The sequence below is a fragment of the Streptantibioticus cattleyicolor NRRL 8057 = DSM 46488 genome (genome assembly GCF_000240165.1).
Classification (GTDB): Bacteria; Actinomycetota; Actinomycetes; order Streptomycetales; family Streptomycetaceae; genus Streptantibioticus; species Streptantibioticus cattleyicolor.
Genome location: NC_017586.1, coordinates 6,222,469 through 6,247,142 on the forward strand (window position 1 = coordinate 6,222,469; position 24,674 = coordinate 6,247,142).

General features: G+C 74.0%; 12 protein-coding genes. 2 read left to right on the forward strand and 10 right to left on the reverse strand.

The features are described 5' to 3' along the window. Window positions 1-9: 9 nt before the first annotated feature. The 5 genes from SCATT_RS27340 to SCATT_RS39785 all read right to left on the reverse strand — a co-directional run bounded on the left by SCATT_RS27340 (window position 10) and on the right by SCATT_RS39785 (window position 9,182). Window positions 10-1,011 carry a GDP-mannose 4,6-dehydratase gene (locus SCATT_RS27340; RefSeq protein WP_014146475.1) on the reverse strand — a complete coding sequence of 334 codons (1,002 nt, stop codon included), beginning with the start codon at window positions 1,009-1,011 and terminating at the stop codon, window positions 10-12. A gap of 77 nt (window positions 1,012-1,088) precedes the next feature. Further along, a complete protein-coding gene (locus SCATT_RS27345; protein WP_014146476.1) occupies window positions 1,089-2,483 on the reverse strand; it encodes a hypothetical protein in 1,395 nt (464 codons plus the stop codon). Further along, complete coding sequence (gene pelF, locus SCATT_RS27350) at window positions 2,480-3,943, reverse strand: GT4 family glycosyltransferase PelF (RefSeq protein ID WP_173405663.1); 1,464 nt, start codon at window positions 3,941-3,943, stop codon at window positions 2,480-2,482. Before pelF ends, SCATT_RS27345 begins: the two co-directional genes overlap by 4 nt. 342 nt (window positions 3,944-4,285) lie before the next feature. After that, window positions 4,286-6,574: a hypothetical protein gene (locus SCATT_RS27355; protein WP_014146478.1), complete on the reverse strand. Its 2,289-nt coding sequence runs from the start codon at window positions 6,572-6,574 to the stop codon at window positions 4,286-4,288. A gap of 802 nt (window positions 6,575-7,376) precedes the next feature. Further along, the gene (locus tag SCATT_RS39785) at window positions 7,377-9,182 is read right to left on the reverse strand and encodes a ScbA/BarX family gamma-butyrolactone biosynthesis protein (protein ID WP_014628786.1); all 1,806 of its coding nucleotides are present in this window, start codon (window positions 9,180-9,182) and stop codon (window positions 7,377-7,379) included. A 195-nt stretch (window positions 9,183-9,377) separates the two neighbouring features. Between SCATT_RS39785 and SCATT_RS27365 the strand changes: the two genes are divergently transcribed. Beyond that, window positions 9,378-10,061, forward strand: coding sequence for a ScbR family autoregulator-binding transcription factor (locus SCATT_RS27365; protein ID WP_014628787.1), 684 nt, complete (start codon window positions 9,378-9,380; stop codon window positions 10,059-10,061). Window positions 10,062-11,075: 1,014 nt separating this feature from the next. On the opposite strand, the gene SCATT_RS27370 is transcribed toward SCATT_RS27365, so the two are convergent. The 3 genes from SCATT_RS27370 to SCATT_RS40445 form a co-directional block, all read right to left on the reverse strand. Continuing rightward, a protein-coding gene (locus SCATT_RS27370) for an IS5 family transposase (RefSeq protein WP_086010123.1) occupies window positions 11,076-11,884 on the reverse strand; the annotation gives its coding sequence in 2 pieces (ribosomal slippage) (window positions 11,076-11,545 and window positions 11,545-11,884; 810 coding nt in all). 2,605 nt (window positions 11,885-14,489) lie between these two features. Beyond that, a complete protein-coding gene (locus SCATT_RS27380) occupies window positions 14,490-14,900 on the reverse strand; it encodes a RidA family protein (protein ID WP_014146487.1) in 411 nt (136 codons plus the stop codon). Window positions 14,901-15,767: 867 nt separating this feature from the next. Next, window positions 15,768-16,955 carry an IS701 family transposase gene (locus SCATT_RS40445; RefSeq protein WP_014146488.1) on the reverse strand — a complete coding sequence of 396 codons (1,188 nt, stop codon included), beginning with the start codon at window positions 16,953-16,955 and terminating at the stop codon, window positions 15,768-15,770. 1,059 nt (window positions 16,956-18,014) lie between these two features. Here SCATT_RS40445 and SCATT_RS27390 point away from each other — a divergent pair. After that, window positions 18,015-18,674 (forward strand): DsbA family oxidoreductase, encoded by a 660-nt coding sequence (locus SCATT_RS27390; protein ID WP_014146489.1) that lies wholly within the window; start codon window positions 18,015-18,017, stop codon window positions 18,672-18,674. 2,648 nt (window positions 18,675-21,322) lie between these two features. Here SCATT_RS27390 and SCATT_RS40450 read toward each other — a convergent pair. Both SCATT_RS40450 and SCATT_RS27400 read right to left on the reverse strand, forming a co-directional pair. After that, on the reverse strand, window positions 21,323-21,820 hold the full coding sequence (locus tag SCATT_RS40450) for a MarR family winged helix-turn-helix transcriptional regulator (protein ID WP_014146490.1): 498 nt from the start codon (window positions 21,818-21,820) through the stop codon (window positions 21,323-21,325). 237 nt (window positions 21,821-22,057) lie between these two features. After that, window positions 22,058-24,568, reverse strand: a complete 2,511-nt coding sequence (locus tag SCATT_RS27400; protein WP_014146491.1) for a sugar phosphate nucleotidyltransferase — start codon at window positions 24,566-24,568, stop codon at window positions 22,058-22,060. Between the last annotated feature and the right edge of the window lie 106 nt (window positions 24,569-24,674).

Consider the following 24,674-nt stretch of genomic DNA (forward strand, 5'->3'; position numbering starts at 1 on the left):
CGGAACGGCTCAGACGTTGTACAGATGTGTCTTGTAGCGGGCGAGGCCGGCCGGGTCACGGAAGAAGGCAACCGTGCCGGCGAGTCCGTCCTCCAGCGAGTGCCGGGGCGCCCAGCCGGTGACGGCACGCAACCGCGAGGCGTCGCACACCAGCCGCATCACCTCCGACCCGGCCGGCCGGACCCGCCGCGGATCCCGCCGCACCTCCACGTCGGCGTCCATCACCTTCCCCACCACGGCCACCAGGTCGGCCACCGAGATCTCCCGCCCGGTACCGGCGTTGAACACCCCACCGACCACCGCGTCCGCCGCCGCGGTACCCACCGCCAGGAACGCCGCCGCGGTGTCCGCGACATAGGTGAAGTCACGCGTCGGCCGCAGATCCCCCAGCGTGATCACCCGCCGGCCCGCCGCCAACTGACCGATCACCGAAGGGATCACCGCCCGCATCGACTGCCGCGGCCCGAACGTGTTGAACGGCCGCAACGTCACCACCGGCGTGCCGAAACTGGCGTGATAGCTCTCCGCGAGCCGGTCCGCCCCCGCCTTCGACGCCGCGTACGGCGACTGCGCGTGCACCGGATGCTCCTCGTCGATCGGCACGGTACGCGCGGTGCCGTACGTCTCGCTGGTCGAGGTGTGCACCAGCCGCGGCGTACCGTGCCGCCGCACCGCCTCCAGCACGTTGAGCGTCCCCACCACGTTGGTCTCCACGTACGAACGCGGTGCCTGGTACGAGTACGGAATCGCGATCAGCGCCGCCAGGTGGTAGACCACCTCCGCGCCGGCCACCAGCCCGTCCACCGAACCGGGGTCCCGCACGTCACCGAGGACCACCTCGGTCGCCTCCAGCACCGACGGCGGCAACGCGTCCAACCAGCCGTAGGACCCGAAGGAGTTGTACTGCACCATGGCCCGCACCCGATGGCCCGCGGCCACCAGCGCCTCCACCAGGTGCGATCCGATGAAACCCTCCGCGCCGGTCACGGCGACGGTTCCCGCTGTACTCATGACGGCCTCCAGCGACGATCAGACTGCCTTGATTGCCTCGACTCGCCCCGGCGCCTCGCGCCCGGGCGGCGTACCCCTCAGCGGTGCGCGGTGACCCGGCCCAGCCGGACATGGGCCACCACGGCCAGGACGACGGCGGTACCGCCGCAGACCACGGCACGCACCACGTCCGGCCCCGACGCCCGCCCGGCCCACGGGACCGACTGCGCGCCCACCGCCGCCGCACACGCCAGCGCCGGGAGCCACGCGATGCCGAACGCCTGCAACAACAACGCGACCCACAACAACGCACCGAGCGCCGCCAACCCCGCCACCGGCCACACCCCGGCACCACCCCAGACGGCCGGCGCCGCCCCCGGCACCACCAGCACGGCGACATACCCCCCCAGACACCGCGCCAGCACCCCGCCCATCCGCCCCCGGAACTCCCCGGCGCTCCCCACCGCACGCGACACCGCGAACGCCCCAGCGCGGTACCGGTGCAACAGCCACTCGGCCGGACCCATCGACAACGTCAGCACGATCCCCGTCCACCGCACCCGGTCACCCAGCACCAGCGACACCGTCAACACCCCGCCCGCCAGCCCGAACAACCCGAACGGCACCGACCGCGCCAACGCCGGCGCCGCCCCGGCCACCGCCTCGTCCCGCCACGCCCGCCGCAACCTGCGCACCGCCGCCGGCACCGCCAGCACCGGCGCCACCGGCAACACCACCAGCGGACCCCACCCCACCCCGGGAACCACCGCGAGCACCGCACCACCGGCCACCGCGGGCGCCAGCACCACCAGCAGATCCCGCTCCGCGTCCAGCACCAGCAACACCACCGCCGCCGCCAGGTACACCGACTCACCCACCGCGAGCCACCCGGCCGCCGCCCCACCGGCCACCGCCAGCGCCCCACCACACCCCAGCACCGCACCCGCCGCGGCACCCCGCAGCAGGCAACGCGCCGCACCCCGCCGCCCCGCGACCGCCAGCCACAGATACGCCCGGTGCGCCAGCCCCTGGTACCACCCCCACCCGATCAACGCCGTCACCACCAGCGCCGCCGCCCCGCGCCCGGACCCGCCCGCCACCGGACCGGCCAGCGCCAACGCCACCCCCGGCAACGCGAAGACCACCCCCCGCAGAAGACACCGCCGCACATCGGCCCGCCACGGGTTGGGCACCTCCGGCGGCGCGGGCGGACGGCGCTCCGTCCGCGCGTACAACTCCTCGGCCACCGCGAACAGATCACCACGACCCAGCCGCCGCGCCACCACCTCGTCCGACAACCCGTCGGACTCCAGCACCGCCGCCACCTCCCACGGATGCACGGCGGTGGCCAGCGTCTCCGCCAGCCGCTCGGCCAGCTCGTCCAACGGATCCGGCACGGCCCACGACGGACGGCGCCGTGGCCGCCGCAGCCCGGGCAGCGCGTCCCCGTCGTCCCCCGCGCCACCGGGCAGCAACCGCAACGGCGCGCTCACCGGCCGCCCTCCGCCGCCACCACCGGCCGGCCGACCACGCCATCCGCCGCCCCCGGCCGCACCCCCGCCGCCAGATCCCGGTAGATCACCCGGAACGTCTCCACCGTGCGGGCCAGCGTGAACCGCTCGATCACCCGCGACCGCGCCTCCTGCCCCATCCGGGCCCGCCGCGGCGGATCCGCCAGCAACTCCAGGGCCGCCCGGGCCATCGGCTCCGGCTCCCGCGGCGGCACCACCAGACCCGCGTCCCCCACCGCCTCCCGCACCCCGCCCACATCGGTGGAGACCGTCGCCCGACCGCACGACATCGCCTCGATCAGGGTGAACGGAAACCCCTCACTGATACTGGAGAGCATCACCACGTTCCCCGCCGCGTAGGCGTCCCGGATGTCCTCCACCCGCCCCTCGAAGACCACCGCGTCCGCCACCCCCAGCTCCACGGCCAGCTCCTCGCACCGCCGCCGGTACCCCTCACCCCCGCGCGGCGTACCCCCGAACAACCGCAGCCGCGCCCCGGGCACCTCCGCCCGCACCAGCGCGAACGCCCGCACCAGCGTCTCCAGGTCCTTGATCGGGTCCACCCGGCCGGCCCAACTCAGCGTCGGCACCTCAGGCTCCGGCCCCACCTGCGGAAACGCCTGCGGATCCACCCCGTTGTACACGGTGCGGATCCGCTCCGCCGGCGTACCCCCGCGCTCCTCCCACCGCCTGTTGTAACGGTTCCCCGGCGTCACCAGCGCCGCCCGGCGGTAACTCTCCTGCGCCAGTAACCGGAAGAAACCCAGCAGCAACGCCTTCACCGGCCACGCGTACGGCCCCGTGCGATACCCCAGATAACGCTCCCGCAGATAGATCCCGTGCTCGGTCAGCAGGAACGGCGTACCGTGCCGATGATGCGCCACCAGCCCCGGCAACGCCGCCAGCCCGCCGCTGACCGCGTGGGCCACCCCCGACTCCGGCACCGGCGCCGCCAGCGGACGCAGCGCGTGCTCCAGCAACTCGGTCGCCGTCAGCGCGTCGTGCAACGTCGGCCGGGCCCGCGCCACCTCCAGCCCCGGCCGCCGCCACACCTTCACCAGCGTCCGCAGCGCCCCCTCCGACCGCAACCCCGCACTGAGCGTGCCCCCCGCCGCCTCGTCGGCGAACCGGTACAACTCCCGCGCGAAATACCGCTCACACGCCGGATCCAGCAACGACAGCACGAACCGCTCGAACGCCGCGAGAAACACCCTGCGCCGCCTGCCCCGCGGCGCCCGCCCGGCCGGCGCCGGCCCCCACAACGGCACCGCCACCACCGACGACACCTGCGGCGGCACCTCCCACACCACCGGCTCCCGCCCGGTCCCGGTGACCGCCACCACCCGGAAGTCCACGTCCGGCATCCCCCGCACGAGCTGGTCGCACCACACGCTCACGCCACCGTGACTGTGCGGGTAGGTGCCTTCGGTCAGCAGTGTCACCGTGGTGGTGTCGGGTATGACGTCGTCGGCGGCTTGGACGGGTCTGTGGCGTGCGTCGGGTCTGTGGCGTGCGTCGGGTCTGCGGTGTGCGTCGGGTCTGTCCGGTTCGGTGGATCTGGCGTGCTCGGCGGGTCCGGCGGGTCTGGCGGGCTCGTCCGGCTTCTCCGGTGTGTTCGGCCTGCTCGGTCTGCCGGGTCTGTGTCCGGTGGTTGTGCGCATGAAGGTTCGGTCCCCGTGAGTGGTTGGGCGCCCGGTCGACGTTGGAACGGTCCTGCGGCGGGCCCGGTGCGGACGCGATGCGTGGCGCGGCGCGCCCGCACCGGGCAACTGCCCGCGGCCTCGTTACCGGCGGGTCCTCGGCGCGGCGGCCGGACGTACGGCACGCACGTCACCCGGCCCGTACGGCACCGCGCGGCGCACACCGTCCGGCACCCGCGACCGCGGCGCGGGGGCCTGGACACGGACCGCCGACACGGTCTGCGGACGTACCAGGGCGGGCGCCGACGGAGCCGGCAGCTCCAGCGTGACGCTGCTCTGCAACAGCCCGGGCGTGGCCCATCCGGACAGGGCGCCCGCGTATCCGCCGCCGAACGCGGAGCTGCCGATCAGCTGATCCTGCCGCGTACCGTCCGGCATGGTCGCCGGCACCGCGACGCCGTCGGGCGCCTCGACGGTGACGGTGTCACCGACCAGGTAGGCGGTCACCGATCCGCCCGCCACCGCGGCCTGCCAGGCGGCGCGCCGCTGGAGCTCCGCGCCGATGTCGGAGAGGCGCAGGTCGACGAAGGGCGTGTCGTCGGCGAAGAGGGCGCGGTACTGGCCCAGAACGGCGTCGAGCACCGGGTAGGCGATGCGGTCCTCGGCGAGGTTCGACTGGTGGATGAAGTGCGGGCTCGGGTTGTTCGACAACACGTGCCCCAGGTCGATCCGCGCCTCCAACGGCACGATGTACGACGCGTAGCCGGTGGTGGTGTCCAACGGCGCGGGCAGGCAACTGGAGGAGCCCGAGGACTCGCACAGCCCGCTACCGCCGGCCGCCTTGCTGGTGTAGATCCAGTTGTACTCGTCCACCTCCTCGTTGACATGGCCCGCGTTGTAGAACACGTTCATCGGCGTGCGCGGCACCGTCAGCGCCGGACCGGCCTGCCGCTGCCGCGGTTCGCGCGAGGTGTCGCTGGCGATCCACTTCACCCCGGTGGCGGTGAGCGCCGGCGCCAGGTTCGGGTTGTCCTGCGGCTGCTGCGGCAGCAGCTTGAGCCCGGAGTGCTCGCCGGTGACCAGTTCGTCGTCCTGGAGCGGGATGCCGTGCGCCGCGGCCCACTGGCGGTTCTGGTCGATCTGCGAGGTGATCGTCGACTGCGGCACCCAGGTCACCGCACCGGAGGAGTCGGTGGTGCACTGCCACGGCACCACGGTGACGTTCTGCACACACCCCAGGAACTCGTGACTGTAGGTGTGGTTCACCCAGCGGTAGGCATCCTTGTCACCGACGAGCTGCTGAGCCAGCGGATCCGAACCGCCGTTGTCCTGCGCGTAGTCGTCGCTGCCGCCGCCGTTGAACACGAAGTCGAAGGTCAGGCCGTTCGCCTGCGACCACTGCTTGGCATACTGCGCGTCGGCCGCCGTCATCCGGATCGAGTTGGCGTCCGCCCCGGTGCCGGGCGCGCAGTCCACATCACCCGGGGTGCACTTGAGCTGCGTGTTCCACCGGTCGTCGGCCAGCAGGACATCGTCCACGTTCACCGAGAAGTAGTTCCGTGCGGCCCCCAGATGCACACCCCGCGTCACCCACTCCACCATGCCCCGGGCCAGCAACCGGAACTGCTCCTGATACTGGTTGTACGCGAACGTCACCACCAACTCGCTGCGCCCGTCGTGGTCGTACTCCCCGACCAGCGAACCACGCGCCGCCGGCGACCCCGGCACCGCCATGTCCACCAACGGCGTGAACGTCGCCCCCGGCGCCTGCTGACCCAACGGCTGCGCCACGTACCCGTAACTCTCCGCAACCGTCGGCGAGTTGTCCTCGAACGGCACACTGCCCCGCAGATATCCGAACGCTCCCGCCAGGCCGGCCGTGGTGACCTGCGCGGTGTCTCCGTCGAGCGGACCGATGTAGCCGGAGTTCTGGGCGTAGTCCAGGCCCACTTGCGGCCGGGCGTAGGTGTAGGCGTCGATCTGCCGTATCTGGAACTGCTGCTCGTACGCGGCGAGCGCGCTCATCTCCGCCGACCCGGCCGCGAACGGATCGTCGTTCGGTGACACCACGGCCTGGAACTTCGCCCGTGGCTGTCCGTCCGTGATGTCACTGAGGAAAGCGGCGTCGATGGTGGGCCGGTTCGCGCTGGTCAGGTCGACCTTGGTGTAGGGCGTGCCCTCGCTGTCGAGTTCGGCGGTGATGGCCGCGGTGACCGGGCCGCCGTCGTCGAGGACGAGAACGCGGAGGTCGATGCGTGGGGTGGGGGAAGTGGTGGCGTTCGGGGTGGCTCTGAAGGTGGCTTTGGTAGTGGTTTTGGTCGTCGCTTTGGTGGTGGCGGCTGTGTCGGTGGCCGCCTGCGCCGCGGCCGGTGCGGTCAGTGTCAGCAGCGCGGCGGTGGCGGATATGGCGAGTGTTCGTCCGGTTCTGCCCATGGGCGTGGCCCCCCTCGGCGCGGCAGAGTGCTGCCGCCCCCTCTTGTGCGGTGTGGTGTGTTGCTGTGTGTCCGTTGTGCGGGCTGCGTCGGTTGTGTGCGTGCGGTGGGTGGGGTGGTGGCGGGCGCGTACGTCGGCGGACGGACGCGTTGGGCGGTGGGACGTCGGCGTGGCGGGGCGGTTGGCTTGTGCGCGGGTTGGTTCCCTGCCGGAGGGCGTGATGGCCGTGCCTCAGCTCGGTGGGCCGTTTACAGGCCAGGCTTCCGCGGCTGGGACGTCCCCTCGTCCCGACCGGTACAGCGTGGCGCGCTGCGGATCATTCCGCGTTCGCAGGGGACATTCTGGAGGGCGCCGGGGAAGTTTCCGTAACTGATTGCCGAAAACTGGCGTGAAGTATTCATTACTGGTCGGTCATCGGGTTTTCCCTATAGGCCACCGCTGCGGTCTTCGCCGTCTCCATGACCTGCTCACCTGCGAAGACGGTCCACGGGGAATGCGCTTTCCTTTCCCCGGGCTATGCGGTGCCAATCGGCCATATGTCAATCTCTCAGGGCGGTGTCACAGCCCGTCCACAGCATTTTGAGAGAGATGGCTGAGGATTGAAATGAGAACGCGCGGCACGGTGGTGTGCGGGTGTGTTTGTGAATGTGCCAGTGGCAACGGTGCGTTCGGTGCGGCCGGTGTTGTGTGTTGGTGGGCCGTCCGGAAATGAGGAGGCCCCACCCGGCGGCGCTTGGGGCTCACCGTGGGTGGGGGTCGGTGGGCCGTTGGGGCCGGGTGGGGCTGTGTTGGTGTTGTGGGGTTAGGGGTGGGTGGTGGTGATGGTGGTGGTTGTGGTGGTGGTGTGGTTTTGGGTGGTGTGGGTGGTGGTGGTGTGGGTGTGGGGTTGGGTGGGGTGGGGTTGGGTGGTGGTGTGGATGTGGGTGGGGGTGTGGTGTTCGGTGTAGTGGTGGAAGGTTGTGGTGAGGTGGGTGATGGTTTGGGGGGTGGGGTGGTGTTGGTGGTGGGTGGCTTGGCGGGCGGCTTCGAGGAGGAGCATGCCGGGGGTGTGGTCGGTGGGGTGGTCGTAGAGGGTGGGGTGGGTGGTGTCGGTGCGTAGGAGGTAGGTGTGGGGGTGGGGGGTGGTGGTGAGGACGATGTCGTGGGGGTTGGTGCGGTTGAGGTGGGTGGGGTTGAGGGTGGTGGGGGGTGGGGTGGGGGTGTGGGTGGTGGGGTGGTGGGGTTGGCGGATGCGGTGGTAGATGGTGGGGGAGTGGTTGGTGTATTGGGTGGTGGCGGTGGCGAGGGGTTGGTGGTCTTTGGTGATGGTGTAGGTGAGGTGGATGGTGTGGGGGGTGTTGCGGTGGTGGGTGATGTGGGTGGTGGTGGTGTGGATTTCGATGTGGGGTGGGGTGGGGGTGGTTTTGAGGTGGTGGGGGTGGTGGATGGTGAGGGTGAGGGTTTTCCAGATTTGTTTGTGGTCGAGGGGGGCGTTGTAGGTGGTGTGGGTGAGCAGGGGGATGGTCTGGCGGATGGTTTCGATGAGGAGGAGGGGGTCGTGGTGGTGGTTGACGGGGTGGTAGAAGGGGTGGTTGCGGGGCCATTGGGCGGTGATGGTGTGGTGGTCGGGGGTGGTCTGGCGGTAGCTGGTGAGGAGGACTTCGGCGTGGGCGGCGCGGTGGACGAGTTGGCGGGGGACGGTGGTGGTGAGGGGGGTGGGTGGTGGGGTGGTGTGGTGGGTGGGGTGTGGGTGGTGCGGGGTGGGGTGATGGCGGTGGTCATGTGTGGTGTCCCCCTTGGTGGTTGGTGCGGTGGGTGGTGGGTGGGCTGGTGCTGGGTTGGTGCCGGATGGGTGGGTGGTGGGTGGGTGGTTGGTGTGGTTGGTGGGCCGGGGCCGGGGCCGGGGTGGTGGCGGGGTCCGGGGTGGTGGCCGGGTGTGACGGGTGTGCGGGTTGTCGGGGTGGGTGGCCGGGTGGCCGGGTGTGCGGGCTGTTGGGGTGGGTGACGGGTTGTCGGGTGGGTGGGTGCCGGCTGGTGTGAGGGGCGGTGCCTGGGGTGTGACGGTTCGTCGGGTGTGGTTGTGACGGTTCGTCGGGTGTGGCGGTTTCCCGGGTGTGGGGTGGGGGTTGCGGGGTGGTGGCCGGCCGGGGTGGGGGTGTGGTGGCCGGCCGGGGTGGGGGTGTGGTGGTTGTGCGGGTTTCTTCGGGTGTGGCGGGGCCTGGGGTGGGTGGGCTGCCGGCCTGGCGGGTGGGTGGTGGTTGTGGGTGGGTGGTGTCTCCTGTCCTGGGGTGGGGTGGGTTGTCCGGTGGGGTGGTGCCGGGTGGTGGGTGGGCCGGTGGTGGTGCGGCCGGGTTGGCCGGTGTGGGGTCTGTGTGGTGCGGGCCCGGGTCGGGCCGGTGGTGCGGGCGGGGTAGGCCGGTGGTGGTGGTTGGGGTTGGGCTGGTGGTGGGTGGGTCGTGTGGGTGCGGGCCTGGTGGGCCGGTGTGGGTGGTGCGGGCCTGGTGGGCCTGGTGGTTCGGTGCGGGGTGGTGCGGGACCGGGTGGGTGTGGGTGGGGTTGTCCGGTGTGGGTGTGTGGGTGGGTGGTTGGGGTGGTGTGTGTCGGTGGCACATGCCGGGGGTGGTGGCATGGGTGTGCGGTGGTGTGCGTGCTGGTTGTCCGGTTTGTTTTGGGGTGGGGTGGGTGGGTTGGTGGTGGGTGGTGCGGGGGCGGGGTTGGTCCTATCGTGCGGGGTGGGGCGGGTCGGGGGGTGGGGCGGGGGTGGGGGCGAGGGTTAAAATACATACTGGATGGTTTCCTTTCTAGCGGTTTGGTGGAGGTTGCCGTGGCGCGGTTGAGGCAGGAGCGGGCGGTGCGGACGCGGGAGAAGATCGTGCTGGCGGCGGCGTCGGTGTTCGAGGAGCGGGGGTTTGCCAGGGCGAGTATCAGTGAGATCTTGGCGCGGGCGGGGGTGACGAAGGGGGCGTTGTATTTTCATTTTCCGTCCAAGGAAGCACTTGCACAGGGGGTGATGGCGGCGCAGGGGGATGCGCTGGAGCTGCCGGGGGGGACGGCGGGGCTGCAGAATCTGATTGATCTGACGTTGTATCTGGCGGGGGCGTTGCAGCGGGATCCGCTGTTCCGGGCGGGGGTGCGTCTGGCGGTGGAGCAGGCGGCGTTCGGGATGCGGGACACCACGCCGTACCAGTTGTGGATCGAGGCGTTCGGGGTGCAGCTGGTGGCGGCGAAGGAGCGGGGGGAGATGTGGCCGCACGTGGAGCCGGAGCGGATCGCGCGGCTGCTGGTGGGTGCGTACAGCGGGATCCAGTTGCTGTCGAAGTTTTATACCGACCGTGCGGATCTTCCGGAGCGGGTGGCGGAGATGTGGCGGTGTCTGCTGCCGGGGATCGCGGTGCCGGGGATGGTGGCGCATCTGCGGATCGACGAGCCGCTGGCGGCGTTGTCGTCGGTGCCGGAGGGGGGTCTTCGTCCGGCGCCGGTGCCGGCGGGCGGTGAGCCGGTGTCCTGACCGCTTCCCTGACCCGTTTCCCCGACCGCTTCCCTGCCCCCTTTCCCTGGCCGCTTCCCTGACCCGTTTCCCTGTCCGTTCCCCTGGCCTGTTCCCGTTCCGCCGGCCTGGCCGGCGACTCCGTTCCTGTTCCCGTTCCGCCGGCCTGTTCCCCTGGCCTGTTCCGTCGCCCCGTCCCGCCGTCCCGTTCCCGTTCCGCCTGCCCGTCGTGTGGTCTGTTGGGCTGTTTGTTGGGCTGGGTGTTCGCCGGCCGGTTCCGGTTGTGCGGGTGGGGGTGGGGCTGTGGGGTGCGTGTCCTGCGGCTGGGTTCGTGCGGTCCTGGGTGGGGGCGGTGCGGTGTGGGTGTGCTCCTGTGCCGGGTATGGGTGCGGTTCTCGGGCCGGTGGGGTGTCCCGGTCTGCGGTTGCCGGGGGTGCGTGATGGTTTGGGCCGCCGGCCGGGGCGGACGGTGGTCTTGTGCCCGGTGCCCGGTGCCCGGTGCCCGGTGCCCGGGGTCTGGTGCGGGGCGGGTTGTCCCGGGGCCGTGGTGTGGGCGGGCGGGGTGCCGCGGTTCCCGGTTTCCGGTTGCCGGTTCGGGGGTCGTGTGGTGGTCTTCGGTCTTCCCGGTGCGGGCGGGTCGCGGGTCGTGTGCGGGCTGGTCCGGTCTGTTGAGGGTGGTCTGCGGGTGCCGCAGGTCCGCCCGTGGGGGCGGGGGCCGGCCGGGTGGCTTGCGGGTGTTCGGGCGTGGGTGGTTTCGGTGTTGGGCGGTAGTGGGCCGGCCCGGTCGTTCCCGGGGCGGGTTGCCGGTCCGGTGCCGGCCGGGGGGCCGGGGGTGTCCGGGTCGTGCACGGTGCGGGTTCGGTCCGGGGCGGGTGGTATTGGGCTGTGCCCGGGTGTTTTGACCGGGAGCCGGCGTAGCCGTTCCGGCTGCCGGTTCTGTTTGTTCCCGGGTATGTCGTGTGGCCGGGCGGTCCTGGTGGGGGGCGTGCGGGACTGTCTCTCGTGCGGGGCCGTCTCGCGCAATAACTGATCGTTTCAGAATGAGGTTCGTAGGCGGCGCAGGCATATGAGGCTGCAGGCCAGTTCGAGCAGGCCCTGGTGGATGTCTGCGCGTCGCTCGTAGCGGATGCGGAGTCGCTTGAACTGGTGCAGCCAGGCGAAGGCACGCTCGACCACCCAGCGGACCTTGCCCAACCCGGAGCCGTGGGCGACGCCGCGTCGGGCGATCATGGGCTTGATGCCGCGTTTCCACAGCAGGCGGCGGTACTTGTCGAAGTCGTAGTCCCGGTCCGCATACAGCCGCCGGGGCCTGCGGCGGGGGCGGCCCCGCAGGCCCCGGATCGGCGGGACCGTGTCCAGCAGGGGCAGGAGCTGGGTGACATCGTGCCGGTTGCCGCCGGTGAGGGTGACGGCGAGCGGGGTGCCGTGACGGTCGACGATCAGGTGGTGCTTGGAGCCGGGGCGGGCCCGGTCGACGGGCGAGGCACCGACGTGATCCCCCCTTTCAACGCCCGGACGTGCGAGCCGTCCACGGCAAAGTCGTCCAGGTCCAACAGATCGGCACGGCGCAACTCGCTGAGCAGGGCGGCGTGCAGGCGGGGCCATACACCGGCCTCGGTCCAGTCCCGCAGCCGGCGCCAGGCCGTCACCCCGGAGCAGCCCACGGTCTCCGCAGGGACATCCCGCCACGCGACACCGGTCCGCAACACGTACAGGACGCCCGCGAGCGCCACTCGGTCGGGAACACGCAGCCGCCCGGGGTGGCGACGGCGCCGTTCGGGAGCGGGCGGCAACAGCGGGGCCACCCGCTCCCACAGATCGTCAGGAACAAGATCAGCACGCACCCCGGACACCCTGCCGACCAAGATCGTCGAGCGCAAGACCCACGGCTGAACTCATTCTGAAACGATCAGTAAGTCGTGCGGTCGGTCGTTGTCTTCCTGGCGGGGTGCGGTCACCCGCCGTGGCCACCCGTCGGGGCCGGCGTCGTGTGGCTGGGCGGTCCTGGTGGGGGGCGTGCGGGACTGTCTCTTGTGCGGGGCTGTCTTGCGCAATGGGTTGTGCGGTCGGTCGTTGTCTTCCTGGCGGGGTGCGGTCATCCGCCGTGGCCATCCGTCGGGGCCGGTGTCGTGTGGCCGGGCGGCAGTATCTGGTTGTCCGGCCGGCTGTGCCGCTGCCCGGGCTGGATGCCGTGTGCGGCCCGGGCGGTGGCGGCTGCACGCGCTGCGGCCAACTGCACCCGCGCCGCCGGGGACTCCCGCGCCGGGGGCTTCCGGGCCGTCAACTACACGCGGGTTGCCGGTGGTTCACGGGTTGCCGGGGGTTCTTGCGGCTGTGTTTTGTCCGGTCCGGGGCTGCGGCAGCCGTCTGCGTCCCGGGTGTGCCGGGCGTGCTCGTGTGCCGTTCTGGGCGTGTGTCCCGTGTGCGGCGCGGTGCTCGTTGTCAGCTGCGGGCTGCGGGCTGCGGGCTGCGGGCTGCGGGGCGGCGGAGCGCGTCACGCGGGCCGGGGCCGTTGCCGCATCAGTGCGGGCTGGGTCCGTTGCCGCATCAGTGCGGGCTGGAGTGTTGCCGCGCTGTGCGGGGCGGGTCCGTTGCGGGGGTGTCCGGTCGGGAAGGCGCCGGGCATCCGCACGGTGCCCTGCTGTACCGCCCCGCCCCGCCCCGCCCCGCCCCGTCCCGCCTCGTCCCGCCTCGTCCCGCCTCGTCCCGGCCCGGCCCGGCCCGGCCCGGCCGGGCCGGGACGAGGCGGGTCGCCGGGTGGTGCTTCGCGCAGGTCGGGCCGCGTTGCGTTGGTGTCCGGGCGGAAGGGCTGTTCTGTCCCGTCGGGCGGTGGTTGTGCGGCGGGCTGTCTGGAGGGGGGCTCCTGCTGGAGCGGGCGGGTGTGCAACGGGGCTGCCGGGGAAACGGGTGCCTGGCTGGCGGGGCGGATCCGGTGCGCCGCTGTTCCGGGGCGAAGGTCTCCCCGCCGTCGTTGGCTTTCCGTTCCGGTATCTCTTGCGAGTTTGTTCTTCGGGGTGGTGGGTGTCCTTTCGTGGCGGATGGTTGTGGCCGTGTTGTAGCGGGGTGCCTGGTGCCTGTCCGGGGTGCCGGGCGGCCCGTCCCGGGTGGGGTGGGGTTTCGGTGTCCTGGCGGGGCAGGGTATGTGCTGGCGGGGGTTTTCGAAGCATCCGCCGGACTGTGCGGGTGTGAGCTGGTGCGGCGCCGTCGGTTTCTGCCCGGGGGTGCGGCAGGTCGCGGGTGGCCGGAGGCGCGGGCAGTTCGCAGCCCGCGTGATGACCGGCCGCGTCCGCCGGTCTGCAGCCTCTGGTTCCCGAAGCCGGGGCCGGGTGCGGCCCGGTGTCTGTGTGGATGGCCGGAATGTGTGTTCGGGGCCGGGGTGTCGCAGGAACGTCTGCCAGGCCTGGCCGGTGTCCGCGTTGTCGCGCCGGTCTTGGAGGACGGCGACCGCAACCGCCGGGGCTGTCCGGTCCTTGGGCAGGTGCCCGGCCTGCGGCCGGGTCGATGTCGCTTTCGGGCGGGTGGAGTTCGCCTTGATGGTCCGGCCGGGTGGTGCGGTGGGCCGGCCGGGGTGGGCGCGGTCCCGTGTCTGTGTGACGGCCTTGCCGTCGTGGGCGGTGGCGGTGATGAGGTGGTGACGGCGGGCTCGGGCTGTGTCTGAAGGTTTGGCGGAGCGGGGCTGCGGCGCGTGTTCCGGTGGCCGGCCGCTTTTCGGGTAGGTGTGCGCCGGCTTCGGCAGCCGCATCCTACGGTTGCCGCGGATGCGGCCGGCCGGCTCGGCAGTCAGGTCCTGCAGGGCCCCGGGCCAGGCGGGTGGCGTCGTGGCCGGTGTCGGTTGCGTTGGTGGGGTCGGGCTCGCCCGGCGCCGACGGGTCTGCGGTGACGGGCTGTTCGACGGTATCGCGGAGCCGCGCGGCGGTGATCGCAAGGGGTATCGTCGGTCTGGCCGGGTCTGGCCGTGTCCAGGGTCTGTGTCCAGGGTGTGGTGCCCGTCTCCAGCACCGGGGCGAACGGGTACGGCCGGGGATGAGCGGTGAAGCGGTCTTGGCCCGGCCGTGGATGTGGCGGAACAGCCGCTGCGGCGCCTGCGGCGGGATGTCCGCGGGTGCCGGTCCGGCCCTGGCTGAGGCCGTCGTACCCGGCGCCGTGCCCGCGCCGGGTGCCCGGGCGGCAATGTCACCTCCAGCGCCGGGCGCACCGCACACAGCACCGTGTCTGCCGGCTCGAACAGTTCATCGCCCCGCACGGTCCGGCACGCGTACAACTCGTCGCGGAAGCGTGCCGCTTCCGCGGACGCTTCCCGTGCAGCAGCATCAGGGCGGCGGACTCGCCCCCTCAGGGTCTTCGTCGTGGTCACGTGCGCCTTGGCTGGAGCACGTGATCGGACGAAGGTGGCCCCGGCGTCCGGCGGTTGCCCGGCCGGGCTGCCCGGTTCCGATGTGCCGTTCGCAGTCAGTCGGGCAGGGCCACGGTGAGGTCCACCTCGATGAGCTGTCCGGGAAAGCCGAGCTGGGCGACGCCCAGGAGTGTGCTGGCGGTGGTGAACGCCGGTCCCAGGGCGGATTCGGTGAGCCGGCGCCATGCGGCTGCGAGAATGTCCCTTTGGCCGCTTCGCACGTAGATCACCGACCGCACCACGTGCTGTGGCTGGGCACCCGCCGCGGCCAGGGCGGTGAGAGCGTTCGCGGCCACCTGGTCGGCCTGCGTCTCGAGGGAACCGGCACCGACGAGGTCACCGTTCCGGTCGAGCGGGCACTGTCCCGCCAGGTAGGCCGTCCGCCCTGCCTCCACCACCGTGATGTGGTGGTAGCCGGGCGTCTGATGCAGCTGCTCGGGGTTGATGCGGGTGATCTTCTCGGTCATGTCCGCGAGTCTGCCGGGCGTGGTGCCGGCACGCACCGCGTTTTCGCCGCCGGCCGGCACCCCGCAGCGACCTGAGGCTGAAGAACAAGCCAAGGGCCAGGGGCGGCACGCAACGGCCGTGCGCTGCGGGGGTGTCCGCTGTGGCGGGCGGAGTCCGGGGGCATCAGGCCGGGCCGGGGAGGCAGGAGGGGAAGTGACGTCTCCGGCACCGCAGGGGTGCCCGGCACTGCGGGGGTGCGCCGGCTGTGCCGGTTCGGGCTTGCGCGGGTGCGAGGGCCGGCACGGCACGCAACGGCCGCGCCCTGCGGGGGTGTCCGGTGTGCCGGGCGGGGGCCCGTCCGCGCGGGGCCAGGGGTGCCGGCTGCGCCGGGCCAGGCCGGGCCGGGGCGGGTCTGGGGGCTGCTGGTGGCCGGCTGCGGGTGGGGCTGGTTGTGGCGGCACCGCCCCTCCGCGGGGGAGGGGCGGTGCCGGGGGGCCGGGCCGGGGGCGGGTCCGGCCGGGGAGGGTGCGGTGTGCGGCGGGGGCGGATGGGCCAACGGGCCCGGGACGGGGCGGGGCTGGGGGGCCTGGGGGAGGCGGGGGGCTGTGTCGTGGTGCGGTTTCCCCCTGGCCCGCCGGGGCGGGGGACCCGGGCCGGGGTGTGTGTCTCCTGCGGCTGCCGGGCCCTGGCGTGCGGGCGGGATGCGGGCGGCGGGACGGGCTGTGCGTGCGGGCTGCGGGCTGCGGGCTGCGGGCTGCGGGCTGCGGGCTGGGGGCTGCGGGTGTGGGGCCGGGGCCGGAGGATGGGGGCGGGGTGGAGCGGTCCGGCGGGCGGTGCCGGTGGTGCGGGGTGGTTGCCAGGGCGGACGGAGGGCTTGTCGGTACCGGTTATGCGGTTTGTTTTTGGGGGGTGAGGGGTGGGGCGGGGTGGAGGTGGGTGTGGGCGTAGGCGGCGGAGACGAGGGTCATGTGGTGGTGCCAGCCGGGGTAGGAGCGGCCTTCGAAGTCCAGCAGGCCGAAGTCGCTTTCCAGGGTGCGCAGGGCGGTTTCGGTGCGGGTGCGGTGGCGGGTGAGGGTGAGCAGGTGGTCCAGGCGGTGGGTGTGCAGGTTGGTCAGCCACAGGTGGGCGGGGCGGGGGTCGGCGGGGGTCCACTGGGCCAGGAGGCGGTAGCCGGCGGCGGGGGCGGTGGTGCGGGCGGCGGGCAGGTGGACCGGGCCGGAGCGGGCGGTCAGGTGGCGGGGGCGGGTGCCGGCTTCGATGAGGCTGATGTGGCGGTGGTGGGCGGCGGGGGTGAGCAGGTCGCCGGCGCGGGCGAGGCGGGGTGCGGTGTGCGGGCGGGTGCCGGGGGCGGCGGCCAGGACGGGCTGGGCGGGGGAGATCTCCAGCAGGAAGCCCAGGCGGCGTTCGGTCAGGGCGGTGGCCAGGGGGGTGATGTCGCGCAGGTGGGGCAGGGCGGCGACCAGGGGGGCGCCGGGCAGGTTCCAGGCGGTGGCGGCGGTGTCGGCCAGGTCCAGGACGTGGGCCCATACCGGGCGGTGGGCGGCGTCGTCGGGGACGCGGGCGCGGGTGCGGCGGGCGGGGTCGGCGGCCCAGTGCCCGCCCAGGTACAGCCGCCAGTCCACCGGCAGGCTGGCCGGGCCGCAGGCGAGGAAGAGCCCGATGCCCACCTGGCAGTTGAGGGTGCGTCCGGCCTCGGGGACGAAACGGCGGTGGACCCCCACCGAGTGCTCCCCGCGTTTGGGGATGACCGTCAGGGCGGCCACCCACGCCTGCGGGCGCAGCCGGGCGGCGACCTGGCGGGCCAGGACCTGCCGGGAGGGCATCCACTCCCACGGGCTCTGGTTGACGAACTGCTGCAGGGAGTGCGCGGCCGTCGGGGAGGCGGCCACCGTCTGCGCCAGGCGCCGGATCGACTTCTTGCCCGGCAGCGCCAGCAGGCCGCGTAAGTACGCCTGCGCCCAGCGCCGCTGGTCGGCGCGGGGCAGATGGGCGAAGACATCCCGTGCGAACGCGGCCACCGACTCCTCCTCGGCCTGGGACATCGTCCGCACATCCGGCGCGTACGGCGCAGACACGCGACCCCCTCCAGCATCGGTCTCCTGGTGATCCACGGCGGCTCCCATCCTGCGCGGTCCAAGGGGCGCCGGCGCCAGGGAAACCTGACGAAATGGTACCAGGCATTTGGTTTGTTTTTCGGGTGCAGCGGTTGCCCTGCCGCCTCCCGCCCCTCCCCGGTTGCCCCCGTCCCGGACGGCACCCCTCCGCCCCGTCCCGGACGGCACCCCTCCGCCCCGTCCCGGACGACGCCTCTCCGGCCCCGGGCCGGGACACCCTTCCGCCCCGGACGGGGGTTGCCCTCTCCCGCCGCGGGCCGGGGTGCCCCCGTTGCTGCCCCCGTTGCGGACCGGGTCGCCCCGGCCGCGCTCCCCGCCCGGGCCGCCGATGCCCCCGCCCCGGGGGCGGGCTGGCAGGGCGGGTGCCCCTGGGCTGCACCGCACTCCGCCCCCCTCCGGGGGGTGTTGCAGGCCGGATCGCCCCTCGCCGTGCCCGCCCCTGGGCTGCGATGCCCCGCTCGCGGGGCGCGATTGCCCCGTCCCGGGGGCGGGTTGGCGGGGCGGGGCCCGGCTTCCGCCGCGCCCCGGGCCTCTGGGGGTCTTGGCCCTCCGGCGTTCCCGGTCCTCTTGCCGGGCCCGGCCTGGCTTCGGCCTTCGTGGGTGCTTCCCGCTGCCTCTGGTGTCGTGTTTTCCGTGCCGTGGTTCCGTCCGGTGGTTCCGTGCGGTGTCTGGTTTGCGGCTGTTGCCGGGGGTTGTGTTGTTTCCGTTGTTCCAGGGTGGGGTGCGGGAGACGGGGGGCGGGGTGTTTGGGGGGTGTGGGGGTGTTTTTTGGTAAGTCGGTGTTGTGCGGGGGGTGGTGGCGGGGGGAGGGTGTGGGGGTGTGCCGGCAGGGTGCCGGCACGGAGCGGGGGTCTGCCCGGGGCGGGCGGTGGGCGGGCTGCCTGCGTGTGGCCCCGGCATCCGGTGCCGGGGTGTCAGGCGGTGCTGCCGCAGGTGCTGCTTCGGGGGCCGGTCGTCGACGGCTCGCCTTCCCGGGGGGTGCGGCGGCCCGTGCGGCTTGGTCTTTTGTGGAGGCGTGTCGTGCCGGTGACGGTCGATGTGTGGTTCGACTACATCTGCCCGTTCAGTCTGATCGCCCGCCGGGTCGTGGCGGGCGCGCTGGCCGACCGGGACCGAAACGGAACCGGGAACGGAGACGGGGACGGGACCGTGGACGGGGAGGGCCGGGTGGAGGTGTGCTGGCGGCCGTTCGAGCTGAACCCCGACTGCGCGGAGGAGGCGGGGGAGTACCCGCGGGGAGTGTGGGAGAACTCGGTGCTCCCGCTGGCCGCGCGGTACGGGGTGGCGCTGGGCCGGCCGCCGGGCCGGGTGCTGCGGCGCAGCCGGGCGGCGTTCACCGGCTACCAGTACGCGGCCGAGCACGGGGCCGGGACCGCCTACAACGACCTGGTCTTCTCCGCCTACTTCCAGCAGGGGATGGACATCTCCGACACCGCGGTGCTGGCACTGCTGGCCGGCCGGGTGGGCCTGGACCGGCGCGACTTCCGCGCCGCGCTGGGCTCCCCGCGCTACACCGACCGGCATCTGCGGGCGGTGGCCGAGGCGCGCCGGGTGGACCGGGTCTCGATGGTGCCCACCGTGGCGATCGGCTCGTGGCGGGTGGAGGGCGTTCCCAGTACGGAACAGATCCAGCGCGCGCTGGCCGGCGCGCGGGCCCGCCAGACCCCGGCCGCCTTGTGACCCCGGCCCTCGTGCGGCACCGGCCGCGCCGCGGCCCCGGATCCTGTCCGGTACGGGCCCGTGTCGCGGCCCGGATCCTCTGCGTCCCCGGCTGCGCCGGTGCCCCGGCCGCCTTGTGACCCCGGCCCCTGTGCGGTACCGGCTGCGCCGTGGGCCCGGATCCTGTCCGGTACGGGCCCGTGTCGCGGCCCGGATCCTCTGCGTCCCCGGCTGCGCCGGTGCCCCGGCGGCTGCGTGACCCCGGCCCCTGTGCGGTACCGGCTGCGCCGTGGGCCCGGATCGTCTGCGTCCTCGGCTGCGCCGGTGCCCCGGCGGCTGCGTGGTTCCGGCTGCGCCGTGACGCCGGCCGTTCTGTAGCCCCGGCTGCGCCGTTATCCCGGCCGCTGCCTGTCCCCGGCTGCGCCGGAGTGGTGGCCGTACGGTGACGGTGTCCGGCTGGGCGGGCGGGTAGGCGGACGGCTGGGCGGTGCGCTGATGCCCCCCCGGGCTTCGAGGGGCGGCGGGCCGCGGCGGCGGGGCGTGGTGACCCCCGGCGGCCCGGGAAGTGCCGGTGGTGGTGACGGTCACGCTGACGCCCCCGCACTTCCGGGGTGGCGGGCCGCGCCGCCGCCCGCGTTGCCCGGTCTCCCGTCACCGCCCGCATCCGCACCCCCCGTCCGGGACCGTGCCTTGTCGTCGCCGAGCGGGGCCTGTTGGTGTGGTGTCCGCTGTCTGCGGGGCCCGGCCGGTGCGGCGAGGTGAACCGCCCGTCAATGGCGTGCCTTTGGAAGGAGGGCCCGCCGGCACGGTCGGCCCTGGAGCTGTGAAGCAGGTGCCGGAGGGGGTGTTGCCCGGCCGACGGCGGCCCCCTGGGCCCCGGTTGACCCTGGGCAGCTGATGATGTGTGGCCTGCCCGGGGCTGCACTGGGACGCGCCGGGACGCCGGGGTAGGTGGGGCCGGCGCCGGACCGTCCCGCGTGCGGGAGGTGTTGTCCCGCACGGGCGTGCCGGACTCCCCGTGGGCGGCGTCTCGTCCGGGCGACTGGCGTGTGCGGGTGGGCGGCGCCGGGTCGCGCCAGGGCGCCGGGGGCGTGGCCCGCCGGGACCGGAGACGGTGCACACAGAGGTGGTGCGATCGGGGTGGCTGGGGGACCTGGCGTAGCCGGGCTTGGGGCGGGGTGCCTGCGCCTGCTGGTGTGTGCCCCGGTGCAGTACCGTTCGCGTGGTGCCGGCAAGGCGGCCGGGGCGTTGTCTCCTGCGGCGGTGCGGCTTCCGCCGGGCGTGGTGCCTGCCGGTGGCGGCCGGTTCGGGGCGGCTGGGGTGCGTGCGTCGAGGGAACGTTGGTCCGTGCGGCGGGCTGGACGGTGAGGCGGCGCCGCGCGTTTCGCACGTACGGTGCCATCCGGTGCGGACGGTTCCGGGACCGGGAGCGTGTCGGGCTGCGGGCGTGTTGGCCGGTGCGGTGCGTTGGGCGCCGAGGGGGTGCGGACAGTGTCGGGCAGCGGTGCCTGCTGGTGCGGCCGGTCCCGGGCCGGGGCACGCCTGCCAGGTGTGGTGAGTTGAACACAGAGGCGGTGCCGCGCCGTTCCGGGGTTGCGGGCCGTTCACGGGGCCGGCGGTCTCGTCGGCTGCGGGATGCGGGCCGCTGCGTTGTCCGGCGGGCGTGCCGTGTCGCCGGTGGCCGGTCCCCTGCGGGGGTGTGTGTCTGAGGGCGAGGTGGCCGGGAGAGGGAACGCCGAGGCGGTGTCACATCGGGCGCCGTGCTCGCTGGGTGCGGCCGGTTCGGGGCGGCTGGGGTGCGTGCGTCGAGGGAACGTTGGTCCGTGCGGCGGGCTGAACGGTGAGGCGGCGGCGCGCGTTTCGCACGTACGGTGCCATCCGGTGCGGACGGTTCCGGGGACGGGAGCGTGTCGGGCTGCGGGCATGCCGGAGGGTGCGGACAGTGTCGGGCAGCGGTGCCTGCTGGTACGGCCGGTCCCGGGCCGGGGCACGCCTGCCAGGCGTGGTGGGCTGAACCGGCAGGCGGGGCCGCGTCTTCGGGGGCCCGTTCGCGGGGCTGCCGTACCGCCGCCTGCCCGGGCCCCGCCTGCTGGGGACGGCCGGATGGGGTGAACGCGGAGGTGCTGCCTGGTGTGTTGCGATGCGCGGGGTGTCCGCCGGGGCGGCTGGTCTTCGGGGCGGAGCGCACGGGGCACGGGCGTGCCGGCCTGTTCGGCGTGTCTTGCGGGTGTGCGGCGCCTTTCCATGCGGCCGGTCTCGGCCCCGGGCCGCGTACACCGTAGGCGTGTTGGCCTGCGCGGCGGGCTGAACGGGAAAGCGGCGGCCCGCCTTTTGCTGGGGCTGCGGCGCCCGCACGGGCGCACGTACCCGTGGCGCGGCCCGCTCCGGCCACGCGGGGCCGGCGCACCCTGGGCACCCTCGCAAGGCCGGGTGGGGCCGGCGCCGCCTGCGAGCCCCCGGAGCCACGTGGGGCTGGAGCGCCCCGGGAGCTGCCCCTGCCCGGAACACGCGGGGACCGGTTCCGCCCCGGAGCCCCCCGGCCACGCGGGGCCGGCGCCGCCTGGCCGTTCCCCAGGCCACCCGGGGCCGGTCCGCCCCGGAGCCGCCCCCCCCGGGCCCCCGGGGCCATGCGGGGCGTGACCCGCCCCCGGAGGCTGCCCGGGGGCGGGTCAGGGGTGCAGGGCCTGGCGGAGGAGGGTGGTCAAGGTGGTGAGGGTGTCGGGGGGCAGGTGGGCGAGCAGGCGGGTGTGGGCGGTGGTGGTGGCGGTGAGGGCCTGGGTGGTCAGGTGGTGGCCTTCGGGGGTGAGTTCGACCCAGGTGCTGCGGCCGTCGTGGGCGTCGGCTTCGCGGGTGATGTAGCCGGAGGTGGCCAGGCGGCGCAGGACGTTGCTGGTGCCGCCGGAGGACAGGTGGCAGGCGGCGGTGATGTCGGTGGGTTTGAGGCGGTGGGGCGGGCCGGTGCGGTGCAAGGCGGCCAGGACGTCGTAGTCGGCGCGGGTCAGCCCGGTGGGGGCCAGGGCGGTGGTGGTGGCCTCGTCCAGGGCGGCGGCCAGGGCGGTGGTGCGGGCGGCGAGTTCGGTGACGGCCGCGCCGCGGGGGGCGGGGGCCGGTCGGGGTGCGGGCGCCGCGGGCGGTGCGGGGGTGGTCGGCTTCGGTGGCGGCGCCATGGTGTCCTTCTCGCCTGGTGCGGGTGGGTGGCAAGCGGCGGTGGGCATTTTAGGTGCCGCCCGCCGCGCCGCGCCAGGCCGCCCGGCCCCGTGGTGTCAAGTCCCTGCGCGCTGCGGGCAGGTTGCCCGCCCCCCGCCCCGGCGCCCCGGCCCGGGGGCGGGAAGCGGTACGGCCGGCCTCCGCGGGTGCGGGGCCGGCCGCGCCAGGACACGGAACCGGAAACCGGTGATCGGGGGTCAGGCGGTGGTGGGGTGGGTCAGGGCGGTGGTCCAGTGGTCCAGCAGGGCGTGGGCCTCGGCGTCGGTGCCGGCTTCGGCCCACAGGTGGGTGGCGGGGTGGGCGGGGTCGGGCAGGATGAGGGTCCAGCGGCCGTCGGCCTCGACGATGCGGATGCCGTCGGTGGTGTCGATGGTGCGGGTGCCGGCCTGGTCGGCGACGGTACGCATCAGGTGGCCCTTGGTCTCCCACGGGGTGGGCAGCCGGCGGCGCCGCACGTGGGGGGTGGGCAGGGCGGCCAGCAGGCTGCTGAGCGGTTCGCGGTGGGCGCGAAGCAGGGCGGTCAGGTGCAGCAGGGCGGCGATCGCGTCGGGGTGGGGGCCGGCCTGGGGGATGACGAAGGCGCCTTCGGTGTCGCCGGCCAGGATGGTGCGGCCGTCGGCGGCGGCACGGGAGAGCTGGCCGGGGGTGGTGGGGGTGTACTCCACGGTGGCGCCGTGGGCGGCGGCCAGGCCGGCGGCGGTGCGGCTGGCGGTGGCCGGCAGCGCGATGCGCCCGGTGCGGGCGTGGGCCGCGCTCAGGTGGCACATCAGCAGCAGCGTCGTCTCATCGGGCACCGGCCGGCCGGTGCCGTCGACCAGGTGGAGGCGTTCGCCGGTGGGGTCGAAACGCACCCCGAAGGCGGCGTTGTTGGCGGTGACGACGCTGCCGAGGTAGGCCAGGGCGCCGTGGCGTTCGGTGGCGGTCTCGGTGGCGCGGGCACCGTCCAGGCCGGTGTTGATGACCAGGGCGCGCAGCGCGGTACGGGAGATGACGGCGTCCAGCAGCAGGCCGGCGGCGCCGAACGCGGCGTCCAGGACCACCCGCACCCCCCCGCCGCCGTCACCGGCGTCCGGGTGGGGGATGCGGTCGGCCAGGTGGCCGGCGTAGGCGTCCAGGGCGGCCTGGGCGGCGGCCTCGCCGCTGTGCAGGGCGCCGATGTGGCCGGCGGTGGTGCGCCGGTGCTCGGCGCGGTGCATCAGGCGTTCCAGGGTGCGGTGGGCGGCCGGGGTGGCGTCGATGCCGTCGCCGTCCAGCACCCGCAGGTCGGCGCAGTCGGGCCGGCCGGGGGCGGCGGCGGCGATCAGGGCACCGCCGCCGGCCAGGGCGGTCTCGTGCCGGGCGACCGGCAGCGGCAGGTGGCCCAGGTCGCGCACGTCCACCCCGGCCGCCCGCAGCGCCGCGGTCAGCACCGGGGCCAGGACCTGCCCGGCGTGGGAGTGGTCACGGGCGACGGTGACCACCGCCCCGTCGGGGACCTGGGTGGCGAACGCCCCCGCCAGCCGGGCGGCGCTCTCGCAGGTCAGGTCGACGCCCAGGGCACCGGACAGGCCGCGGGAGGCGAACATGGTGCGCGGGGTGCGGGCCCGCAGCACGGTGGTGGCGGCGGTGGCGTGCGCCTCCAGGGTCCGCCCCGGGGGCACCATGACCCCGGCGGCGACCGTGGCGTGCTCCTTGAGCAGGCACCCGTCGCCGAGCACGGCGCCCTCACCGATCCGCGCCCCGCCGCGCAGGCGGCTGTTGCGGCCCGTCACGCACCCGGCCAGGGCGGCGGCCGGGCCGATGTAGCTGTGCTCGCCGACCACCGCGCCCTCGGCCACCGCGGCCTGCTCGACCACGGTGCCGGCCCCGATGACGGTGCCCGGGCCGACCCGGGCACCGGAGGCGATCTGCGCACCCGGGCCGATGACCACCGGCGCGTTCAGCTGCGCGTCGGCCGCGATCCGCGCCCCGTCCCCGACCCAGATGCCCGCCTCCCGCTCGCTGCCCACCGGTTCGACCTCCACCCGCCCGGCCAGCACGTCGGCGTGGGCGGCCAGGTAGCTGTCGTGGGTGCCGATGTCCTCCCAGTAGCCCTCGGCGACGTACCCGAACACCGGCAGGCCGGCCGCCATCAGCGCGGGGAAGACGTCCTTGGACCAGTCGGCGGCACCGTCGGGGACGTGCTGGAGCACCTGCGGCTCCATCACGTAGATCCCGGTGTTGACGGTGTCGGAGAACACCTGCCCCCAGGTGGGCTTCTCCAGGAACCGCTCGATGCGCCCGTCGGGCGCGGTGACGGTGATGCCGAACTCCACCGGCTCGGGCACCCGCGCCAGACACACCGTCACCAGCGCCTTCTTCGCGCGGTGGTAGGCGATCAGGGCGCTCAGGTCGAAGTCGGTGAGCGCGTCACCGGAGATCACCACGAACGGCTCGCCGCCCAGCAGCCCGGCGGCGTTCCTGACACTGCCCGCGGTGCCCAGCGGGACGCTCTCGTGCGCGTACGCCAGCTGCATGCCCAGGGCCGAACCGTCCCCGAACTCCTCGCGCACGGCATCGGCCAGATACGCCACCGTCACCACGGTGGAGGTCAGCCGGTGCCGCCGCAGCAGCCGCAGGACGTGCTCCATCACCGGACGCCCGGCGACCGGCAGCAAGGGCTTGGGCACGGTGGCGGTCAACGGGCGCAGGCGGCTGCCTTCGCCCCCGGCCATCACGACGGCCTTCATGACGGGACGGTCCCCTTCTGTCGAACGGAAAAAGAATCCAAGGTCAGCGATGTGCACCACCCCCCTGCCGGACCCGCACGGCGGCACCGGGACACAAGGGCCCCGC